Annotated in this window: 12 protein-coding genes; 3 read left to right on the forward strand and 9 right to left on the reverse strand. The window is 44.0% G+C overall.

Annotated elements, in window-relative coordinates; all coding sequences use genetic code 11:
- Positions 1–15 precede the first annotated feature (15 nt).
- The 3 genes from ligD to FGL37_RS24960 all read right to left on the reverse strand — a co-directional run bounded on the left by ligD (position 16) and on the right by FGL37_RS24960 (position 5621).
- Positions 16–2718, reverse strand: coding sequence for a DNA ligase D (gene ligD / locus FGL37_RS24950; RefSeq protein ID WP_028068645.1), 2703 nt, complete (start codon positions 2716–2718; stop codon positions 16–18).
- A 169-nt stretch (positions 2719–2887) separates the two neighbouring features.
- Positions 2888–3928, reverse strand: a complete 1041-nt coding sequence (locus FGL37_RS24955; protein ID WP_037532205.1) for a pectinesterase family protein — start codon at positions 3926–3928, stop codon at positions 2888–2890.
- 58 nt (positions 3929–3986) lie between these two features.
- Positions 3987–5621: a glycoside hydrolase family 43 protein gene (locus FGL37_RS24960; protein ID WP_232048774.1), complete on the reverse strand. Its 1635-nt coding sequence runs from the start codon at positions 5619–5621 to the stop codon at positions 3987–3989.
- Between the two features lie 492 nt (positions 5622–6113).
- Between FGL37_RS24960 and FGL37_RS24965 the strand changes: the two genes are divergently transcribed.
- From FGL37_RS24965 to FGL37_RS24975, 3 genes are all read left to right on the forward strand, one after another.
- Positions 6114–6923 carry a metallophosphoesterase family protein gene (locus tag FGL37_RS24965; RefSeq protein ID WP_028068648.1) on the forward strand — a complete coding sequence of 270 codons (810 nt, stop codon included), beginning with the start codon at positions 6114–6116 and terminating at the stop codon, positions 6921–6923.
- 73 nt (positions 6924–6996) lie between these two features.
- A complete protein-coding gene (locus tag FGL37_RS24970) occupies positions 6997–7575 on the forward strand; it encodes a hypothetical protein (protein WP_138097078.1) in 579 nt (192 codons plus the stop codon).
- A 216-nt stretch (positions 7576–7791) separates the two neighbouring features.
- Positions 7792–10149: a glycoside hydrolase family 127 protein gene (locus tag FGL37_RS24975; protein ID WP_037532207.1), complete on the forward strand. Its 2358-nt coding sequence runs from the start codon at positions 7792–7794 to the stop codon at positions 10147–10149.
- A 125-nt stretch (positions 10150–10274) separates the two neighbouring features.
- Here FGL37_RS24975 and FGL37_RS24980 read toward each other — a convergent pair whose 3' ends face one another.
- The 6 genes from FGL37_RS24980 to FGL37_RS25005 all read right to left on the reverse strand — a co-directional run bounded on the left by FGL37_RS24980 (position 10275) and on the right by FGL37_RS25005 (position 24121).
- Positions 10275–12188: a glycoside hydrolase family 43 protein gene (locus FGL37_RS24980; protein WP_028068651.1), complete on the reverse strand. Its 1914-nt coding sequence runs from the start codon at positions 12186–12188 to the stop codon at positions 10275–10277.
- A 44-nt stretch (positions 12189–12232) separates the two neighbouring features.
- Positions 12233–12928: a DUF3823 domain-containing protein gene (locus tag FGL37_RS24985; RefSeq protein ID WP_028068652.1), complete on the reverse strand. Its 696-nt coding sequence runs from the start codon at positions 12926–12928 to the stop codon at positions 12233–12235.
- 10 nt (positions 12929–12938) lie between these two features.
- Entirely contained in the window at positions 12939–14792 is a 1854-nt protein-coding gene (locus FGL37_RS24990; protein WP_028068653.1) for a RagB/SusD family nutrient uptake outer membrane protein, read from the reverse strand.
- A gap of 10 nt (positions 14793–14802) precedes the next feature.
- Positions 14803–17934, reverse strand: coding sequence for a SusC/RagA family TonB-linked outer membrane protein (locus FGL37_RS24995; RefSeq protein ID WP_028068654.1), 3132 nt, complete (start codon positions 17932–17934; stop codon positions 14803–14805).
- Between the two features lie 230 nt (positions 17935–18164).
- The gene (locus FGL37_RS25000) at positions 18165–22157 is read right to left on the reverse strand and encodes a hybrid sensor histidine kinase/response regulator transcription factor (RefSeq protein WP_028068655.1); all 3993 of its coding nucleotides are present in this window, start codon (positions 22155–22157) and stop codon (positions 18165–18167) included.
- 20 nt (positions 22158–22177) lie between these two features.
- Positions 22178–24121: a glycoside hydrolase family 97 protein gene (locus tag FGL37_RS25005; RefSeq protein ID WP_028068656.1), complete on the reverse strand. Its 1944-nt coding sequence runs from the start codon at positions 24119–24121 to the stop codon at positions 22178–22180.
- Positions 24122–24147 lie beyond the last annotated feature (26 nt).

A 24147-nucleotide genomic window follows, 5' to 3' on the forward strand; every position in this document is an offset into this window, starting at 1 on the left:
TAGTATCCTGTTTTGCTATTTTATCGCATAATTGCTGACTATTTTTTTCAAATCAATTCCTTTTCCAAGTACCGGTTTGAAAATATCCCCCTCGCTGTTCATCCGTTCTATTGCATTAAAAATATTGAAATCACTAATTTTCAATCCTTTCTTCACTTCGTCCCAGTGCAGAGGCATGGACACCGTAGCTCCGGGCTTTGGGCGCACGGAATAGACGGAAGCAATAGTTGCATGCGGCCTATTTTGCAGAAAGTCCAAGTACATCTTGCCTTTGCGATCACGCACGGTACGCTCAAGACTTGTATAATCTGGCAGTTCGGCGTGTACAAGGGTCACAACAATTCGAGCGAACTCTTTAGACTGTTCGTAAGAATACTTATTCCCTAGTGGGATATAGATGTGAAGACCAGTAGAGCCACTTGTTTTGCAATAACTTGGAATGCCCATGTCGTCTAAAATTTGTTTAGTGACCTGAGCCGCTTCGATGACCTGATCAAAGGAATTTTTGTCGGGATCCAAATCTATAATACAATAAGTGGGATTATCTGGCTTTTTAACCGTACTGTTCCATGGATTCATCTCGATACAGCCCAGGTTAGCCATATACAATAAGGTAGCTTCATCTTTTCCGACCAAATAATGCCTATCACGATTGTCGGATTCACTCTGGTATAAATAAAGTTCTGCCCAGTCCGGCGCAGTATCCGTCACATCCTTAAAGTAAAAACCTTCGCCATCGATACCATTAGGGAATCGATTCATACTTTGTGGCCTACCTTTTAAGTATGGTAAGATAAATGGTGCAGCCTGATAGTAATAATTGATCAGATCCCGCTTTCTAATTTTTTCTGTTGGCCAATAGATTTTATCCAGATTAGTAAACTTAAGCTCCTGTTTATTTATTATTTTCACCTGCGTTTTTTCCGTGGGGTTCAGCAATGTTTTACGTTTTCCGTCCATACGTGATTTGACGAACTGATTGCTCCTTTCTTCCACCAGCTGTTGGACAGGCTGTTCATGCTCCAAAACTACTTTCTTCGCATTCTTATCTTCCCGTAATCCATCAAACGACGGGTGCCGCATAACTCCATCGTTGGTAATTTCAGCAAAACTCACTTCACAGACCAGTTCGGGACGTAGCCAGGTCACGCTTGCGTGCGGCGGGTCCGGACGGAAGCGAGATGGTTTATTAACGTCGGGTTCTGTCGTAAAAGGCGACTTATTAGTGGTCAAGGGTTCAAACAGCGCCATCATATGCTTTTGTACCGCCGTGTTGAATCCTGTTCCGACTTTTCCAGTATACACAAGTTCTTTTCCGTTATACACACCGACCAATAGACTGCTAAACAATTTACTGCTACCGTCATTTAATGTATAGCCGCCGATAACAACCTCCTGCCGCTTGCTAGCTTTGATCTTCAGCCAATCATGCGAACGATTGTGGGCGTGATATAAGCTGTCTTTACGCTTCGCCATAATTCCTTCCAATCCGAGTTTTTTTGCTTCTTCGAGAAACGCGATACCCGAGGTATCAAAATGTTCACTGTACATAATCTGCTCACTTACGGGCAGAACTTCTTTCAGAATAGCCTTTCGTTCGACAAGGGGCAGACCTTTTAAATCCTTACCTTCATACCAAAGGATATCAAATACATAGTAAACCAGGTCGCCGTCTGCCTCACTGCGCCAATTTTGTAACGCAGCAAAATTGGCAGTCCCATTTTTGCTCAGCACAACGATTTCTCCATCGATGACAGCATTTAAATTCATCTGCTTTAATTCCGCTGGGATCGGATAGAATTTCTCATTGAAGCTTTTATCATTTCGCGATTTCAGTTCCACCTCGCCCTTATTCATAAAGGCTACAGCTCTATAACCATCCCATTTAACTTCATACACCCAATCCGCGTCATCAAAAGGTTTGTCGACCAAAGTGGCCAACATGGGTTCAATGGTAGTATAAAAGCCTTGGGTAGGCATATTTTTTAGAGGTTTATCAAAATTTATTTGCTCCTTCTTTTTGGTTGCCGGCTTTGTTTCGAGCTGTTCACTAATCACTGTAGCGGCCTTTTTCCCAGCCTCTTTTTTCTTTGCGCCTGTTGTGCCTTTTTTACCTGCATTTTTTCCATAGACTTTGTCAGGCGACTTTTCCATCTGGGCGATCGTTTTTCCTGAAATCACCGATCTATCCTTTTTAACAATGTCTTGTTTACTCGCATATTCATCTTCCAGCTTCATCAGCAACCAGCCATTCTCTCCCCGACCGTATGCCTTAACTAGGGCAAATTCCCCCTTTAGCTTATGCCCATGAAGCCTAATTTTAAGCTTCCCCGAATAAAGCTGATGTCTTAGGTTTTTGTCCATCTTGATAACATCATCCGTATCTATCCCGACGGCTTCATAAGTCCCCTCATCCCAAACGATTACGGTACCGCCCCCGTATTGCCCTTTCGGTATCACTCCTTCAAAATTGCGGTAGTCATAAGGATGGTCTTCTACCATCATGGCCAGACGCTTTACTTCCGGATCCATAGAAGGACCTTTGGGCACAGCCCAGCTTTTGAGTACCCCACCCATTTCAAGGCGAAAATCATAGTGAAGGTGTGATGCATCATGTTTCTGCACTACAAATCGGAGTTCTTTTCCGCTTGCCTTTCCTCCAAAGGGCTCGGGTGTCTTTTCGGCTGTCCGTTTCTCACGGTATTTCGTTAAACTCATGCGCTCGATTATTTAAACCTATCTTAATCCCTCAGCATCCACACATAACACAATGCTACTAGATAAAAAGTTTAAATTATTTTTTCTTCGCATCTTATTGAGGGTAACATACATGCGATATCAACTGTTGGCGCAAATACAAATTGACGATTATTATAAATGAGAAGTTTTATTCTCCCATTTCATGGAGCATTTTATTTACGTTCCAGTCTCCCATAACCTGTTCAAGCCGATAAAACTCACGTTTGTCATCTCCTAGTTGATGCGACCAGCGTTTCCGTTTGGAAAGATCTTTTGCTCCCTCGCCTTTAGACCCCAGTTCAGCATAAAAAACTGTTTTTTCTTTTTGAGGGAATAACTCGTCACCGTGCCATTCATTCCAGCCCTCCGGTACAATATGTGGTCCCAAATAGCAGTCGACTAAAACGGTATTAGCATAAGGACGCCAGGGTCTGCCAAGGAACACCTTCATTACCGACTGGTCTACAGGTAAAAACTGGCTTTTATAAAATACATAGCCGTAGCGTTCACCAGCAGGCGTGGAAGCCGCTGTCACATAGGAATTGCTCAACGAAAACAGCTTACAATCACAAAAAAAAGATGTTCCGGGACCGAAAATAAAATCGGTAGTACCATAGATACTACAGTTAGCAAAATAGTTCTTTCCGCCACTTTTTCCGAGATACAAGGTATCCTGATAGCCCAGTAAACGACAATTTACGACTGCGATACGATCGCCTTCCAGATGAAGCGCAACAGCCTGTCCGACCGGTCCAGCTGCATTTTCGATCGTAATATTCTTAATCAATACCGAATTAGCGCGCACCAAAAGTGTGTAACTGTTAAACGTTCCCCGCTTTATCTCGCCTGTTTCATCAGGACAGTCTGCCATCTTCCCGGCATGGTCGTCGTATACAATCTTTGTCCCGGTAACATCCTCTCCAATCAATTGTATATTCTCTAAATAAGATGGTATAACGACTTTTTCATGATAAATACCATTTTTAACCCATATCCGTACAGCATGTTCGCCTCGAAAAGCACGAACCGAGTTAATCGCAGCCTGTATCGTCGTAAAATTCCCTCCCCCCTGTTGATCGACAACAATAATTTCGGTCGCCGCAGTAGCATGTAGCCGGCCTCCGGCCAATATTAGTATAAAGACCCAGTACAGCTTAAGCAGCTTGTTTAATATAAAACATTTATCCATCCTTTACTATAATAAATCGTTAAGCGTATTTACGCTTCTTCCTTTTGTGACAATGGCATCATTTACCTATACGAAACCAGTCGAAGTCCGCATATCCACTGTCGTTAATCTGTTTGTCACGGCTAGCGTATAGTCCAAGTGTCGCACCAATCCATTTTCCCGGTCTAGCCCGAAAATCCTTTTCAATATCTATATATTTTTTACCATCAATACTATAGGACCAATTGCAGATTTCACCTTTTCTAACCTGGACACGCAGAAATACAAAGTCATCCGGTACCGTAGTGACAACGCGCACATTTTCTGAATTTCCGTTGTAGGCTTTGGAACAACTACCATAATAAAGGCGAAAAACACCATTATTCTTTTGTATAAACAGCTGACTGTAGTCTTCTCCAACAACCACGAGTCCCGCCCGTTCTCCCAGCTCCTTTTCATTGGGCCGGAGTCTTACTCGCGTTGTTGCAGTAAAGTCCTCAGCCGGAAATTTTTGCGTGAGGATATTGGGAAGCGCCATCAGATTCTTGCCATCTTTAGGCAGCAACTGTGTGTAGAGACGAAGATTGCCTTTATGCGAAGGCATCAGCCATGTTCCGTCGGGATTAGCCTGCCATTGCCACTGGAGTCCAAGCTGAGGGCTATCAAACTCGTCAGATTCCTGTGGATTGACGACAGGCAACTGCTGCTTTCCGACATGAGGTTTCTTATAAATCATTACTGGGGTTCCTACACCATCGCCGTCCTCGTCCTCGCCGATTATGGGCCAGTCTTCCTTCCAAACCATCGGCTGCAGATGCACCACTCGTCCCATAGCTTCCTTGTCCTGAAAATGGAAAAACCAATCTTCTCCTGTCGGTGTGTTTACCCATGCCCCTTGATGGGGCCCATTGACTGTCGAATTATTTTGCTCCATGACCACCTTTCGCTCGTAAGGGCCGTATATATCTTTGGACCGCAGTACGAGTTGCCAACCAGTTGCGACTCCGCCGGCCGGCGCAAATAAATAATAATAACCATTACGTTTATAAACTTTCGGTCCCTCTATGGTCGGATCCAATTCATGGCCGTCGTAGACAATAGTGCCTCGGTTCAGTACTTTAGTGCCTTCAGCATTCATTGGCGCAATGCCGATAACGCTTTTTAGTCCGGCACGACTCCCAGCATAAGCATAGGCCAGATACGCTCTACCATCTTCATCCCAAAATGGGCAAGGATCGATCAACCCTTTTCCTTCAAAGACCAGCACTGGTTCAGACCAAGGACCTCGGATATCCCTTGTTTTTATTTGATAGATACCGAAATCTGGATCCGGATAATAAATGTAAAATTCGTTCTCATGGTACCGTATTGACGGAGCCCACACCCCACCGCCGTGCTGTACTTTGTTAAATACAGCCTCCGGCACCTGCCGTTGCAGGGCATGCCCAATAATTGTCCAGTTCACCATATCTTTGGAATGTAAAATGGGAAGCCCCGGACTGTGATTGAAGCTTGATGCAATCATATAATAATCCTCCCCAACCCGTATGGCATCTGGGTCGGAATAATCCGCATTGATTACCGGATTCTTGAATTTTCCATTTCCAAGGTCAGGCCGCCAGACCTGAGACTGATAATGCTGACCAAATGTTAAGGTAAAATGCCCCAACACTAGATAACTAAATAGAACGGAAACTTTCCAAATATGCATCATATCTTTATTATAGTTTATTATTGCAATCTAATAGTGATAAAATCGCTCTACGCAAACGCCTTCTCGTTGAGTAACCCAGTCGAAGAACCGCCACCAGTATCATCGCTTATGAACAGTCCCCCACAAGAGAGACCACGGCCAATTGACCAAAATGAGTGCTGAATGAACGTTCTCCATCGTGTACATTATGCTTTTTAGGTCTCGTCATTAATTTGGTTATGCGAGTTAATTATATATCCCTTAATTCTCTACCCCAGATAATTGTCTGTATCAGAACACAGCAACCGGTTGCATTGTTAAACTTAGTATTTTTTATATGTACTATAAAACAAAATTTACGCAATCGTTACCATCATTCATAAAAAGGTTATTCAGATCGTACAGATATTATACTTGACAATATCACGCCAGCGTAATAAAAATTCTGTAGCACTTGAGGTTCTATTGTTAAAACTTACTTTTATATTCAAAAAGTCAATAAAATCATAAACGATGAAAACGCTACCCATTTATCTGACTCTATTTTGCACCACATTACTGCTACACGGATGCAACATGTTTGACATACATCCTTACTCGGGAAAAATTGATGGCAAAACCAACATCAACATTCAGAACATTATCAGAATCGAGCGCGATTATTCGCAGCGCGATACTATACGATATGCCTTTATTAGCGATTCGCAACGATGGTATAACGAACTTGACGATTTTGTAAAAATAGTCAACTCTCGAACTGATATTGACTTTATTATTCATGGCGGTGATATCTCCGACTTTGGACTCACCAAAGAATTTCTCTGGCAACGCAATATCCTAGAAAAGCTCAACCAGCCTTATGTCGTATTACTGGGCAATCACGATTGTCTGGCCAATGGTGAAGAAATATTTGAAAAGGTTTTCGGCGTTCCCAATTACACTTTTATCGCTGGCAGAATCAAATTCGTTTGTCTGAATACCAATGCGCTTGAATCAGATTATTCCACACCCGTCCCTGATTTTTCATTTATCGAACGCGAACGTTTAACGGACAGTGAAAGATTTGACAAAACAATCGTTTTGATGCATGCCCGTCCCACCTCTGATCAGTTTAACAACAATGTTGCTCCCATGTTCCAACATAGCATAAAACAATACCCTAATTTGCTGTATTGCAACAATGGTCATGACCACAGCTATCAACAGGAAGACATTTTTGACGATGGGGTTACCTACTACGGGACACCCAACATAGGTAAGCGGCAGTATTTAATTTTTACGATCACTAAAGACAGTTACACCCATGAGCTTGTTTCCTTTTAAATGCAAAACGCTTCAATTAGTATCTTTATTTATATTATTAACGAGTACAGGTTTCGCCCAGGACATGCAAACAATGTCCGACAAGTTGGTCGATACCACGGGAAACAGAGAACTCAAAAGAACCGCTTTCCGTCTCATCCCCTCCAGTTATATCATTCAATACGCTGGATCTATAGGTCTATTTTCTCTGGGATGGGGCTGGGATTACGGAAAAAAACACCAGTGGTCTACAGATTTTCTCATTGGCTATGTTCCGAAATATGACACTGACCGAGCCAAACTGACACTGACACTGCGCCAGACTTACACCCCATGGTCGGTACCCGTCAACAAGCAGACAGCATACCATCCACTACGCACAGGGGTATATTTTAATACTACGCTGGGTAAACAATTCTGGTACAAAGAGCCTGATAAATATCCTAGCAGTTATTATAGTTTCTCCACCAGACTACGGATTAATTTGTTTGTAGGGCAAGACTTTATCTACCGGCTCAAATGCCAAACCTCTTATTTCGAGAGCATCAGATTATATTATGATTTTCATAGTAGCGACCTCTACCTCGCTAGCGGGATTCCCAATAGCTACCTGAACTTTGATGATTATATCGGCTTAACGATAGGTGTCAAGCTACAGATAAGGAGAAAATAGTCGCAGCGAAAGATCACGTAGAAGCACGGTTTCTACTTATCTAACAGATGAAAACCTTTCTGGGAACTAGTCCACAGGCTTTTATAATAAATGTAAAAAAAACATTTAAAAATACTAAAGCAAATCTTATCTTTGATTTAGCAGTCTTTACGTGATAAAAGCTGCCGTCAACCAATCGGCAGGTCCTGCTAAGAAACTTATAAGCTCCAGTACACCATGAAGTTAAAAAGCATCTTTTCCTCTCTCATTCTGACAGTAACGCTCGGCCAGCATTTATCAGCCCAAATCTCCAGCCCGATACAATATTTTGATTTAAACGATGTCAGATTACTGCCTAGTCCTTTTCAACATGCTCAGCAACTGGATCTTCAATATCTACTAGCGATGGATGCCGATCGGCTTCTCACACCTTTTTTACGTGAGGCGGGCCTGCCACATAGGAAAGAAAGCTATACAAATTGGGAAAGCACAGGCTTAGACGGCCATATCGGTGGCCATTATCTCTCTGCACTTTCCTATATGTATGCATCGACTGGTGATCCCCGCGTGAAAGACCGGCTCGATTATATGATCTCCAATCTGGAACGCTGCCAACAAGCCAATGGTAACGGGTATATCGGTGGAGTACCGGGCGGAAAACTCATTTGGGAAGAGATCCAACGGGGCAATATCCACTCGGGAAGCTTTAATCTGAATGGAAAGTGGGTACCTTTATACAATATTCATAAGACCTATGCTGGTCTCCGCGACGCTTATTTATTAACTGGTGATCAAAAGGCAAAAAATATGCTTATTGACATGACCGATTGGGCTCTTAGGTTGGTTTCGCAGCTATCTGAAACACAGATCCAGGAGATGCTAAGGAGCGAACATGGCGGGCTCAATGAAACATTTGCCGACGTCGCTGCAATCACACAGAACCCGAATTATCTCGAGCTCGCCCGAAAATTCAGTCATCATTCTATTCTAATGCCACTGATATCCCACCAGGACAAACTAACCGGACTTCACGCCAATACGCAGATACCTAAAGTACTTGGCTTTAGCCGGATAGCGGAGCTTACGCATGACCAACAATGGTCTGACGCCGTAAGTTATTTTTGGGATAATGTTGCTGAACATCGATCGATCTCCATTGGCGGAAACAGCGTAAGTGAACATTTTAATCCAACGGATGATTTCTCCAAAATGGTCTATAGCATCGAAGGCCCCGAAACCTGCAACACCTACAATATGCTGCGCTTAACAAAAATGCTTTACCGAACTGATCAGCAGGCAAAATACCTTGACTTCTATGAGCGGGCCTTATATAACCATATCTTGTCTACCCAGCATCCTCAGCACGGCGGTTTTGTTTATTTTACACAAATCCGTCCCGGTCATTATCGTGTCTATTCACAGCCTCATACCAGTATGTGGTGTTGCGTAGGGTCTGGTATGGAAAACCATGCTAAATACGGGGAAATGATTTATGCTCATCATCATGATGAACTTTATGTCAATCTTTTTATCCCCTCTCGATTAAATTGGAAGGATAAAGGCGTGGAGATCATTCAGGAAAATAGTTTTCCAAGCACGGCATATACCTCCATAAGGATAAATACCAAAAAGAAACGTACATTTACACTAAATCTACGCAAACCGAGCTGGCTAGCGGGCCTACCGCAAATCTTTATTAACGGTAAACCCATTCAGCTAGATGACTCAGGCACCTCCCATTTCAAGATAAAACGCACCTGGAAGCCCGGGGACCACGTACGCATGGAGCTTCCTATGAACATCCATGCCGAACAACTGCCAGACCGTAGCAATTACTATAGCCTATTATATGGACCTATTGTCCTGGCTGCCCGCTCGGGTACAGATGACCTTAAAGGTTTGCTAGCCGACGACAGTCGAATGGGACATATCGCGTCCGGCAAACAAATCCCATTAGGAGATATTCCTATTCTGGTTGCCAGTCCTGACTCCATTAGTACGCTCGTTGATCCTATAGCCTCTAAACCACTTCACTTTCGCTTGAACGGCCTATTCCGCTCAAAAGATTCACTGTCCATGGAACTCGAACCATTCTATGGTATCCATGATTGCCGCTACATAATGTATTGGCCTCAGGCAAACCAATCAACATTACACGAATTGCAAAGACAGATCGAAGCAGATGAACGAGAAAGTCTGGCGCTAACGGCTATTACCGTAGACAAAATCGCTGTAGGCGAACAGCAGCCTGAATCCGACCATTTTTTCCGTGAAGAAGATAGTCAAGCCGGTCTAATAGACGATATCCGCTGGCGGGAAACCAAAAGCTGGTTCAGTTATCGGATGAAACAAACAAATAATGCCGTACTGTATGTCAAATTCTTGGGCGACACCTCCCGCACAACTGAAATCCTTGTCAATGGGACACTTGTTGGAACACTCCGCAACGTGGCAGACCATGTACAGCCTGAGGTTTTTCGGCTCCAGCTTCCGAAAGAAGCTGCAGGTCAGCCGCAAGTCGAAGTAAAAATTAAGGGGACTTTGCAGTCCCCTACTCACAAAATATTGGAAATACGAATGCTCCGGTCTGAATAACTCCCGGAGCTAACCATCTAACCTGACTGACGAAGCCTGCCCCCATTTTGTCCAGCTATCTTGCCACGACCGTGTAGCTGACAATTTCAATGGTTTCCCTTCCAACAGAAAATGGCCAGAATAAATTAATTGCTCGGCTCAACGGGCAAGATATTACCCTGCTTATCAAAATAAAGTCGGTCTATACACACTTCTCGATGAAAACCCGCCGCATCTCCCATACCTATTCCATCAGGATAACTAAACCGATGATATACGATATACCACTCATCTTTGCCTGGAACCTGCAACACCGAGTTGTGACCCGTACCATAAATCCCTTTAGATATATCCTTTTGCAAGATCAGATTGTTTTCGGGGACTGTTATTGGCCCATAAGGTGAAGTAGAGGTTCCATAACGCACGCGATAGTCTTCATTACGGGTGTCATTCTCCGACCAGAAGAAGTAATAAAGCCCATTACGATAGATAACGTATGCACCTTCGCGAAATGTCTTGTCTGGCGTCAACACTTTGACCGTATTCTTTTTGATGGAGACCATATCTCGATCAAGTTCCGCAACAGCGAGATAGCCATTTCCCCAATATAAATAACTTTTGCCAGACTTCGGATCATGAAAGACAGCCGGATCGATTTCTTGGCCTCCCTTCACACCAGCAGGCTTAAAATCAATTAATGGTTTGCCCGAATCCTTGAAAGGCCCCGTCGGCAGATCAGCTACCGCAACACCTATTTTTTGCGCCGCCGTGAAATAATAGTAATATTTGTAATCATTTCCTTTCTTTTTCTCAACGATACTAGGCGCCCATGCATTACGGGGCCCCCAGGGAACATCTTTTTTCAGATCAAGGATTACGCCCTCATCCTTCCAGTTTTCCAGATCCGTGGATGAAAAGGTTTTAAAATAGAAACCTCCCCAGCCATCAAATCCATCACTTGTTGGATAGATATAGTATTTTTTAGTTTTGTGGGAGTAAAGCACGTCCGGATCCGCATAGAACCCGTTAAGAACAGGATTCTTCTTTAAACCAATAGTAATATCCTGCGGTACACCCCAGTTCGCAGTCAATACCGCCAATTCCTGTCTAGTAATCGGTATAATTGTCCCATGACGTGGATGGAAATCCATATCGATCTCATGGTCGATTACCTTGAATCTATCCAGATCATCCGATACACAAAACTGATATTTTCCCTTACCGTAAACATCATACATCAGGACATATTGACTAGATTGATTACGTTTGAATACGCTAGAGCCTTCCACAGCATCCTTGGTCTGTTGTTTATATCCTGGTTGTTCTACCCACTTTCCCGAAGTCAAGCCATCAGTAATAGCCACTTTAATCCCATTGCCATGTCCTTCTGTTTTGTAGAACAGATAAAAAAGACCATTCTTTTCTATAATGTCTCCATCAATGCAAGACAGACCATTTCTTGGGGTAAACAGTACCCGTGGCTCGGTCTCAAAATCTGTAAAATCCGGATTGGCATAGGCATAGTAAATAATATCTGGGCCATCTCCATGTTTCATCGACCAATACACCAGATATTTTTTAGCTTCAGCATCAAATATGGTCTGGGGCGCCCATACGCGCTTCAACGATTCCTGCCCTGCAAATCGTTGCTGGATATCGATTTTACTATATGACCAATGGAGTAAATCTTGGGATTTCAACAAGACCATACCACGGTTGGAGTCCCATCCTTTAGACGAAGTCATGTCAGTCAGCACCATATAAAAAGTCCTGCCGTCCACACCTCGCAATACATGTGGATCGCGCACGCCACCAGTTTTGCTGATTAGCTTCGAATCCAGCACCGGACGATTGCCGTTTAGCGCCCGATACGTGTATCCATCAGTACTGATGGCAAAGCATACAGCTTCATCTTGAACAGCATTACCCTTAAAGTAAGCGAATAAATAGCCAGCAAAGTCCTTTTCGACCGGTCCATTGTGATAGACCTGAGCACATATATAGTGCGAAACATGCAGCAACAATAAAGTAACAAAGGATATAATTTTATTTTTTTTCATTCAGATCTATATTGGGCCACTAACGTGGCCTGTTATGTAAGTTGCTATTTTATCTTAATTTTTTCAACGGAACTGAAGTTGTATTCTCCAGCAGATTTAGAACGCACGCCAATACGCACAAAAAGCTGGTCAATATTTAATTTAGCAGCCTTTCTTAGCAGTAGATCATTTAGTGAAGCAGTCATTGACATGCTTTGTCCAAAAGCTAAGTTAGCAAGATTAAATCCCTCATTTTGCTCATTGTTCACGTTGTCCACAATAGTGGTCGTTGAGATAAATAGTCTCACGTCGTCCACTTGTGCCGACTCCAAAACTTTGGATACCTCAAAACCACAAGTTACCGCATTGCCCGAAAAGCTCGCGCTCACATTCGGCACACTAAAATATGGAGTGACGGGTACATTTATTGTTGTATTCCCTTTGACCTCCACAAGAATGGTATCTGTAGGCTGCTGTAACCAAGGTGCATTACTTAGCCGGGTCAATTTATATCGGCCATCAAAAAGTTCCGCTGAAAAATGTCCGTTCTGGTCAGCATACACACTAATTTTTGATCGAAGAGCAAATCCATCCTGCCAAAGTTCCAGCTCAGGTCCATTATTACGTATCTGAACAGCCGCTCCCCCATGGGTTATCTGGCCGGACAAAACAGACTTGGGCGTCTCAAAATTATCATATTCACAAGCTGTTAGCGTTAGACTGAACACGATAGCGTATATTTTTAAAATTTTTATTTTCATCGCATTTAAATTAGTGATAAGGATTTCTAACAATCTTTGGATTGGCATCGATGGCCGACTGTTTGATCGAAGCATAATAATTTGCTAAGCGGAAAAAGCGTGCCTTTCTAAACCGGTTAGGACGTACCCGTTCGAAAATGAACTTTCCATTGTCTGGATGGCCTGGTCTGGCGATCCGATAGGCATATAAGCCTCTCACAACGGCATTATCATCATTTTCTGAGCCATTCCAGACCAGATGAGCGAGACGCCATCTTTTTAAGTCAAAAAAACGATGGTCTTCATAGGCCAATTCTACACGACGTTCGTTTCGGATGATATCCATGGTTAATAAAGTTATGCTATTTTCGGGGAATCCAGCTCTAACTCGCAGGGCATTGATATACTGGACAGCATCCGACTGACCCAGCTCAAAGGCCGCTTCCGCAGCATTTAAATAGACCTCTCCTAGCCGAAACCAAGGCCACCAATTTGCGGCAGAAGTACCTCGTGTGCTCGCTGCGGGAGCATCGCTTATAAACTTTCGAATATAAAAGCCAGTATTACTCACGTCCTGCGCATCTATCTGCGGCCCATCGAAACCTGTCCACAGACCGCCGGCATATGGTTTCCCCAGCTCTTCATCGAGCTGCTGCCCCAAACGAGGAGCGACATACAGTTGATAGCGATTATTGTTCCAGATGGCAACTCCAGCTTGTATGCTTGCCGACCTGCCACGGAACAATGTTCCTGGATAAATAACCGTACCATATAAACGAGCATCTTTATTCGCAAAGATATCTTGGATATTTTGGTAGGCAATATAGTTACCGTTGGCATCGCGGTCATGCAAAACACCTTTCGCGCCGTCTAGATAATCGAAGCTCTCCACTAACGAAAGCGAAGGAGAAATCGTTGAAGATGATTCATTGTCTTCAGTCATACTCTTCAGAATGTTATCATAGGCAAAGCGGTGCACCTTCAGTCCAACTGCAAAATCCTTAGCAAAGATCACCTCATTCCCCGTCTTCTTATTTAGCATATCGTAAAAGTTAGCGCCCTTGTCCGGATTTTCACTGTACAGCGAATACGGCCCCGCAATGATTTCTTTAGACGCCACCAGAGATTTGGTATAATAATCCATGGCCATGGCCGCAGGAATACCAACTTCCCCACCAGGCGTGCTGATCGGCGTAGCCATCAAATTGTTATACTTTGCCAGAGAAGCCGCGTACAGCATTGCTCTGCTTTGCAGCGCCAAAACGGTATATTTATTTGCCCGTGTTTTACTAGCTTGATTATCCTGCAGATCATTTTTGATCTCCTGAAGTTCATTATAAATGAAATCGTACACCTGGTGTTCTTTGGCACGCGCAACCTGCAAAGGTGTAGGGTCGCCACTGAAATCATAGATCAGCTGCGTTGTGACAATGGGTACTCCCCCCATGCGCTTAACCAGTTCGAAATAAACAAACGCACGAATAAAACGCAGTTCGGCAATATATTGTTTCTTTTGGGAATCCGATAACTGTACACTTAACTTTTCGATATTTTCCAAAGAAAGATTGATGTCTCGGATAAACCCGTAATCCCAGTAACGCCCGTAATCATCGCCAAACTGAAAATCATTTCGCCAATTCTGATCCCTGTGACCCGACCACATCGCATCATCCAGTTCAGTCATTCCCCCCGTATTAAAGACACCATGCATTGTTGGCAGACGGTCATAATAATTAGCTAATAAAGAGGTGAGCATAGTCGGATCGTTCCACAACTGATCATCCGTAATCAGCGCTTTGGAATCGCGGTCAAACCAATCATCATGGTTGCAGCTGTTGAATAATAGCGTCGCAAACAACGCCATTCCCATATATATTTTCTTCATGTTCATTGCATTAAAAAGTGATATTAAATCCGACCATAACTACTTTCTGTTGCGGATATACTACCGCCGCAGGAGCTTCAATCTCCGGATCAATCTGGAATTTCCGTACATTGTCAAATGAAAACAGATTGGAAGCATTCACATAAATCCGTACTTTGTCGGCACTAATTTTTTGAACGATCTGTCTTGGAAGATTATAGCCCAACTCCAAATTTCGGACGCGCAGATAGCGGACATTTGTCAGCCAAAAATCGCTATTCTTCGCATTCGGGCCCGAATTGCCTTCTCGAATGGCCGGATAGTAGCCGGGAATCCATTCACTGTTTGGATCGTAAGGATCCTTTCGGTGCCATCTGTCCTCCAGGAGATAAGCCGGCGAGTTGCCGCCTCCATGGAAAGCATTACGCAATTCATAGTCTTGAAACCACGACTGTATAGCCCCGCCCGCAAAATCAATGTTCAGGTCAGCACCTTTCCAGTTGAGCCCTATTTTCCCGCCGAAGGTTAACATGGGAGCCCAACCCGTAGGATATCCGATTGGCCGTTGATCCATGTCGTTAATGACCCCATCCCCGTTGACATCTTTATAGATCAAATCGCCCGGCAATTGGTCACGGTTGCCATTTCCATCGTTGTTGATTGGATGGTTTTGTATCTGTTCCATGGACTCAAATCGTCCGACCACCTGGTACCCCCACCATACGCCACCCCACCGGTCTTCGGCAGAATTTCTATATTCGTTCCACGAATTCCCAAATCTCGGTTTGTAAGTCTCCAGACTTTTGTAACGGGAAAAGGTGATGTTGCCGCTGACGACATAGTCCAGCTCCCCAACTTTGTCCGTGTAAGTAATGATTCCTTCTGCGCCAAAATACCCGTTCTTATTTAAATTTTCATTCGGCAGGGAATAGCCCACCTCTTCCGGTATTAACACATCATACCGTGGTGCTGGTGCGCCGGTCCGTATGATTTTGAATGCGTCTGCCGTCATCGTCAACTTGCTGTTAAACATGGTTACATCAATACCGATATTATAATTTGTATTTTTTACCCACGACAGGTTTCGTATCGGAATGCCACGAGGTCGCAAACCGTTTACAAATTTTCCGTCCAATATAGCGTTGCCTGCACCCCAATCATAGCCGGCCAAATAGCCATGCATGTCTACTCCTTCTTCCAGACCCGTCTGACCTATTGAAGCCCTGATTTTCAAATCGTTAACCACATTCTTTAATGAAGCAAAAAAAGACTCATCCGATATTCTCCAGCCAAGACTGGCCCCCGGAAATAGCCCCCACTGTTTACCTTTATAATATAAATATGAGCCGTCATATCTTCCCAATAACTCCAGTAAGTACTTTCCTTTGTAGTTATAGTTTATACGGCCAATATAGCCCGCACGAGCCTCATAAGACCATTCATCGGTTAGTCCGTTCAGTTCGTCCATTTTTATTATCGGGATATAGTTATTTGAGGGATTTGCACTTAATACCCTGAGCGTACGGTCCCAATCTGACCGTTCATACCCTAGCATTGCCGACAACGAATGATCACCGATCTTCTTATTGTAATCGAGCTGGAACTGCGCAAATCGCGATACAATATCTCTGGCGGTATTGTATCGCCATCCCGCCGCACTGCCGTCTGTCGCCTTATACATATCGTTTTCATAACGATATACATCGTAAGTATATTGAAAACCATCAAATTTATTGCTTGTATAGTTATACGAGACCGTACCTTTTGCCGACAGACCAATTTTCGTTTTGTAGGAAGCAAATAGGTTAACATTCCCCGCCAAGTACGAATTGTCTTTATAACCGGCAATATCCCGGTCAAATAAGGCTGGGTTATACGCAAAGTCGTGTGTATGAGCTGGGTAATTGGGATTGTCATTCGCATAGGGTCCTACTGTCGGTCTATTCTTCATAATCGCTAAAATCGAAGAAAAATAACCATCGCCTCCAGGTAAACCCACATCCTGAGTTCCTTCATGACGTCCGGAAATCTGAGATCCAACTGTCAGTCCCGGCAATACCTCCGCTTCCATATTAGCCTGTAAGTTGGTTCGTTTATAATTAAAATCTTTAATCATAGCCTCTTGTTGCAAGTGACCAGCGGAGAGGAAATAGTTTGACTTCTGCCCTCCGCCTGTAATATTTGCGTTGATATACCGTTGAGGAATATTCTTGCGGACCACCATGCTATAATAATCATAGCTTTGATACCCCGGCTCGGTTCCGGCTTGCCATTTCGCAAGTTCTTCCGGTGTATAGACGGACTGTGGTGTTTGATCGGGATTATTACTATTTTGCGCCGCCTCCACTAATCCGCGGGTATACTGTGCCGCGTTTGCCATCTTTGGAAATCGTGTCAGGTTTTGCCATCCTTGATAACCATTGATATTAATTTTTGCTTTTTCTCCTTTAGCTCCCTTTTTAGTTGTAATCAGTACGACCCCTCGGGAAGCCCTAAAACCGTAGACGGCTGCAGCAGCGTCCTTTAATATGGAAATGCTTTCAATATCTTCTAGATTCAACGAGTTAAAAATATCCGCTCCTGAGCCATTTTGCGTACCGACCCAGTCTGTACCTGTCTGCCCGCCATAGGCAACTCCATCAATGACGTAAAGGGGATTCCCCATGTTCCGGATTTCAATAGCAGCTCCTCGCCCCGGGCGAGCATCCTTTGCTCTCACAGATACTCCCTGAACTTTCCCCGCCAGCGCGCCAGCAGTAGTCGTCGAGGATGTCCGAACGATGTCGTCAGACTTTATGTTGCTAACAGCCCCCGTGATATTCCGTTTTGACTGGGTGCCATAGCCAACGACCACAACATCCTCCAGGATATGATCATCGCTTTCCAATTCGATTCTTAAATTAGTTGTTCCATTCAATGGCACCTTGTAGGTTTTGTATCCTACAAAGGAGACCACAAGCAGCCCCTTATTCGCATTCAGCTCAAATTTCCCCGATTTGTCTGTTGAGGTTCCCTTTCCACCGCCTTCGATCAATACACTAGCGCCAATAATCGGCTCGTTTGCTTTGTTAACCACTTGCCCCGTCACCTTTTCCTGCGCATACAACAGCGTTGGCATCGCACTCAACATAGTGTAAAGGGAAACAATCTTTAGGTTGTTCATAAATTTAATACTTATTTAAAACAGTAAATATTATAATCTAGCCAGAATGGCAACAGGATGGATAACGTGCAATCGCTTATTTCGGTCGCATCATCGCCACCTCCACCTAGATTTATAATTGGATTAATAAGTCAAACTTAGCCGATTTAATCACATTGTAACGTATACAAATCCGTCAAATAGCATACAATTTTCGGTCAAAAAACGCTATTTTAAAGGTTTTGGGGCACCTAAATACGCAACTTCGAATCGGACCGCTGATAAGCGGATGGCAGCTGTCCAAATTCTTCTTTAAAACATTGCCGAAAATAGATCGCACTATTGATGCCGACCATAAAGGATACTTCTGTCACATTATATTTCCCCGTCTTCAATAGTTCAGCTGCTTTACGTATGCGTATCTTGCGAACCAGCTGATTGATATTCTTTCCTGTGATTCCTTTCAATTTACGGTAAAGGGTCGATTGACTCATGTTCATTTTTTCAGCCAGTGTCCCCGCATCGAGTACCTCGTCCTGCATATGCATTTCTACAATTTTTGTAAACTCCTGCACAAATTCATTTTCTTGCCACCATTCATCTCGATCCTTCTTATCTTCTTGCGTTCCTGATTTCTTGGAAGCTACGGCGATATTTTTTAGGATAAGATCATTGCTTTCTCTTTGTCTCCGCAACAAATTCCGAATACGCTTAGCAAGCAGCTGCGGACTGATAGGCTTTACCAAGTATGAATCTATCCCAAGATCATACCCCCGCTGCCGGTCAAAATCAGTATCTTTGGCTGTCAATAAAATAAGCGGTATATGACTTGTTGCCCGGTCTTTTTTCAATTTTTCTGCTAATAGAAAACCATCCATATCGGGCATCAGCACATCGCTTATGATGATGTCTGGCACCTTAGTCTGCGCGATAGCGAAGCCAGCAGTACCGTTTTCGGCCAGTATGACTTCATAGCTTCCACCTAAAGTGCTGCCTAAATATTCACGCAAATCAACGTCGTCTTCAACCAATAGAACTAAGGGACGTTGCGACGTCAGTGTTGGTTCCGTTTCCTTTGGCACAATTTTATTTGCCATCAAGCGGACCACAAACAGCGTTCCCACACCTTCCTTGCTTTTAACCTCGACCTGTCCATGGTGTATGCTCGCGAGCTCTTTCACCAACGCCAGGCCCACCCCAGTGCCATAGACACCAGTCTTTGGTATCTGATAGAACTTATCGAAAATGCGGTTAAATTCCCCCGCAGGAATTCCACAGCCCGTATCCTCTACCGACAATACTGCCCAGTTGGTCAAATTTGATGTCTCGTAGTGTAGACGCAGCTTGATCTGCCCCGTGGTCGTATACTTATACGCATTTGAAAGCAAATTATCCACGATAAGCTGCACAATTTCGGCATCAAACATCGTGCGCGTATCTACCTTGGGGAGATCAGCTGATATGGATAAGGCTGACTTGTTATTTAATGTTTGATACTTATGCACGAGATCGCTAAGCATCTCTGCCAAGGATCCAGCCTCAAGCACCAAAGGTTTATATTGGGATTCTATTTTTCTAAATTCCAGCAGCTGGCTGACCAAGCTAAAGAGTCTATTAGCACTTTTTTGTACAGTCCCAATCAGATTCCGATGATTGGCCGATAGTTCTTGTTCGTGAGCAAGATCTTCAAGCGGCCCCAAGATCAATGTGAGCGGTGTACGCAGTTCATGTGTGATATGAGTATAGAAATTCATACGTTCGGTGTATAACTGCTCATCCTGACGATGCTGGCGCTCCTTAAGCCTAAGTTCAGACTCAGCATGCATTCTCTTCATATAAAAGAAAACAAGCGTGTACAACAACAGCAATGCTGCCAGCACATAAGCAACCTTAGCCGGCCAGCTTAAGTATACAGGTGCTGCGATTTTAATAAGTAAGCGCTGCGGTGAGGGCGACCATTCTCCATTTTTCATGCGTGTACGTATGAGCAATTCATGCTCACCGTAGGGAATATTACGAAAATCTAAAGTCGTCTCATTTCCAAGAAAGATCCAATCACTGTTGAGTCCCTGCAGTTGATAACCGAATTCCACCAGACCATTCAGGGCATAGTCCATTACCGCCAATTCAATGCGGAAACTATTCTCATCATGATTAAGCGCGATCTCTTGCGCTCCGGAGACGTATTTGTCCAATTGGGAATTCCCTTCACCCGCCCGAAATACAGTTAGCCGACTGATACGTATTGGCGATTTTGGAAGATCCAATGGAATTTTTTGTGGATCAAAGTAACAAATACCTTCCTGCATACCAAAGAATAAACGCCCTTGGCTGTCCTTTCCCACACTCCCATTAATAAAACCACCTAATGGTAATCCAAAGGAATCGTCATATTGTAAAAAACGCTCCTCCTGAGGGACATAACGTAACATACCGGATTTTGTCGCACACCAGATGTTGCCATGCAGGTCTTCCGCCAGAGCATTGATAAAAAGCCAAGCATCACGTCCTGCTGATGTCATCAACGACAAATCACCTATTTTCCGACCTGCACTTTGCATCGCTATGCCTTGGTTTGTTGCTATCCAAATATTATTGTTGCTGTCCCGCAGCAGATGGTTGATGGTGTTATTAGATAGCCCGTTGTTCCGGTCCATCTTATGGATCAGTTTTCTGTTTCGATCAAAAACATATAGTCCTTGACCGTACGTTCCTACCCACATGTTGCCATGTGCATCTTCAACAATTGCCCTGGGAGCATAGTCCCCCAGCATCGGTATATTGATCAGGAGCTTTTGTACCTTACGACCATCCGGATCATAGATAAATATTCCCTGATTAGCCGCAATCCAAATCAGTCCTTGATGATCTTCAAATATAGCGCGGACTTCGGTCACCTGCTCGCCAAGCGCGATCTCACTCCAGCGCCCCACTGCGGCATGACCAACAGCCACACCGCCTTTTCGCATACCGAGCCAAACACGTTGTTTACGGTCCTTATAACTCGTTAAGATAAAGTCATCGGGAATACCGCTGCTACTCGTCAATTGTCGACGTAGCTGTCCATACCTATCCATCTCAATAATACCCGATCCCTCAGTCGTAAGATAGACAGTTTGCGTTTCTGTTTCAAAAACACCGCTTACCGTTGCCATACGCCCGGAGCGCAAGGCTTCGGCGGGAAAAAACCTAAAAAATGTGGATAGATGACTAAGCACTCCAACACCTCCACCATACATAGCAAGCCAAATATTGCCAAAACGGTCCGGAGCAATATGCTGCACCATCGCATTGTTGCCCTTCCCGAGATCGACCATCTGCTGCTGTTTAAGTCCTTCCACCTGCTTGCTGTATGAATAGTCAGCCTCCAGTATAAAAAGTTGTGAAGATTCTGCTCCAATCCAAATGCGGTTGTTAAACTCTTTGATCGCATACACAAAAGGCTCCACTCCGTTCTTGGCTGTTCCGCCCAGGGAAATGCGCACAAGCTTACCCGTTGACGGATGGAAGACGGCCAGCCCTTTGCGTGTACCAATCCAGATATTATTCCACTGGTCACAATAGAGTACTTTTACTTCATTGTCAGGCAATACACCTTTCGTGTTTTCCTGCGTCAACCGGCATACCGCACGACGCGTCGGATCAAAAATTGAGACCCCTTCATTGACATGTCCAATGTAGAGCATCTTCCTCCTGTCTTCAACTAGACACCAAATACTATTTTCAGGAAGTTCCGGAAGTCTGCTTTTATTGAAATAACTAAATTCTTTTTTTACAGGGTCAAAGTGCTGGAGTCCCTGATGATAGGTAGCTAACCATAACGTTCCGTCATGGCTTTTGATCATAGCTGTAATATCATTGGTCGCTATCGACTTTGGATTATGGGGATCATGCAGGTAGTAAGAAAATTTATGACTATCTAAATCAAATACATTCAATCCATTAGACCGCGTACCAATATATAATTTTCGATTATCGTAGAGCAATGTATTGATTTCATTGCTATTCAAGGACAGGCCGTTTTGCTGTTCGGAGGCGTAATAAGGTTTAAAAGATTTGCCGGCAAACCTATTTAGACCCAACTCCGTCGCTATCCACGTAAACCCCTCGTCATCATGTACAATATCCAATACCTGTTGATTCGTCAATCCGTCCTGTATTGAAAAAAAATGCGCCGGGTTCGTCTGACAGACTGCCAGTATCCACGGCCATAAAAGTCCAACGATCACCCACAACCTTTTCATCTCCGACAAATAACAAGCGACTAATTTCCATACAATACAACGCCACCATGGGGTTGTAATATTAATTTGAGTTTATTTTCCTTTCTTAATTTTATGGAGCTTTGTATGGGGTTACGTGCTCCGTCGTCATTGATAAGTTGTACCGACTGCCCCGAGAGCATGGATAGCTGCAATTCAATTTCTTTTGGTTTTGTTTCTGCATTTATTCCCGCAATATACCAGGTATCTTGTTTCCGTCTGGCTAAAACAACATATTTACCAGGATAACCATCCAAAAATACCGTTTCATCCCATGTTGTCGGCACCTGTTTTAGAAAATCAATAACGTATTTAGGCATATCCTTCAGGTTATTCGGTGTCAAACCAAAGTTCTGCACAGGGGTTTGGAACAAGACCGATGTTGCGAGCTGAAATGATTCCGTTGTCTTGCGGGTCGTACCTTCGTTGTTTCCACGGCTATGTCTTCTATTAAGCAGTACAGGACCAAAGTCCATTGCTGCTACAGCATTGCGGATAAAAGGATGCAAACAGGCATTGAAAGCCTCAGTATCATTGGCATGCTGCGTAAAGATCAGATTTTCAGAAGCCAATACCGCCTCACTACCCACAAAGTTAGGGTACATACGTTCCCATCCTCTTGGAAGCGTACAGCCATGAAAGATGACGGTAATACCGTGGTCATTGGCATCCGATAAGATATCCTCATACAATTTCAATGTTTCCTGCTTGTCGCCGCCAAAAAAATCCACCTTGATACCTTTTATACCAATCGATTGCATCCAAGCCATTTCTTTCTTGCGGGCAATACTATTGTTCATCTTATTTTTTGGCGTCTGTGGAGCATCATTCCAGTACCCATTCGAATTGTACCAGAGACAAAGCCCAACCCCTTTACCGCGACCATAGGTAGCCAGCTCTTCGATTTTGGCATGACCGATCCGTGTATCCCACCAATTATCTATCAAAACATACTCATACCCCATCGCTGCAGAAAGATCGATAAAAGTTTTCTGATCCTCAAAATTGATGCTTTCATCCTGCCATTCCAGCCAGCTCCATGTAGCCCGTCCAAAAGTATAGGCCTTACTTGCCTCGTATTGTGGCTCTACCACGTCAAAAGGCACGGTAGTTTCTACAATAGGTTTTAAACTCTTGCCCACAGTCAGGGTTCGCCACGGAGTGTGAGCGGGCAATGCCACCGTCGGCTCGCTGTCGCCGATGCCATTGTTTTCACCTTTTTCAGGAAAAGCAATCTGATACAGCCCCGCTCTACACTCCCCAAGTTTTGAAGCGCAGTAGCTGCTGTTGGCTCCGGTTTCCGAGAGTAAAACCCAGCCCCTGTTGCCTATGCGAAAGAGCGCTGGAAACGTATAACCCAGTCCATATTTCGAGCGTACATCCATGGTCTGATCAGGAACATACTCTTCCTCATAACTCGGCTTTGTCTTCTTCCAGCCGATCATGGGCGAAGCCTGCGGTGTCAAGAAGGTCGTCGTCAGCCCGGGAAACTTAAAACCGCTCAGCTCCTCTTTGATCTTCAGATTCGCAGGTTCGCCTACCTGTGGAATGCCATAGCGAAAAGCGATATCATTATTGCTAACACGAAATGTTACAACAAGTCGTTGTTTTATGTCATTTTCAAACGTACACTGCAATTCATTGGCTTGATAGTGCACTTGACGGCGCTTGATTTTTGGTTCTTCATACTTTTTATCTAGCGCTTGCCTGTGCGAATCGACCATTTGAAGATGATCGCTCAGATGCACATCCTCCCCCCGCAGTCCTAAGGGTGACTTCTCCAGCATTTCCTGTCCTTCCTGATTAACACGGTAATAAAGCTTACCATTATCCAGCCAAAGATATACCTCCAGTCTCCCGTCGGGACCGGCGACTTTAAGTTCCTGAGCTCGCAAACCGAAAAATAAAATCAGTAGCAACCCGGCGATAACCATTCGTTTCTTCATAACCAAAAACCGCTTTATAAATTCAT

It is taken from the genome of Sphingobacterium thalpophilum (assembly GCF_901482695.1).
Classification (GTDB): Bacteria; Bacteroidota; Bacteroidia; order Sphingobacteriales; family Sphingobacteriaceae; genus Sphingobacterium; species Sphingobacterium thalpophilum.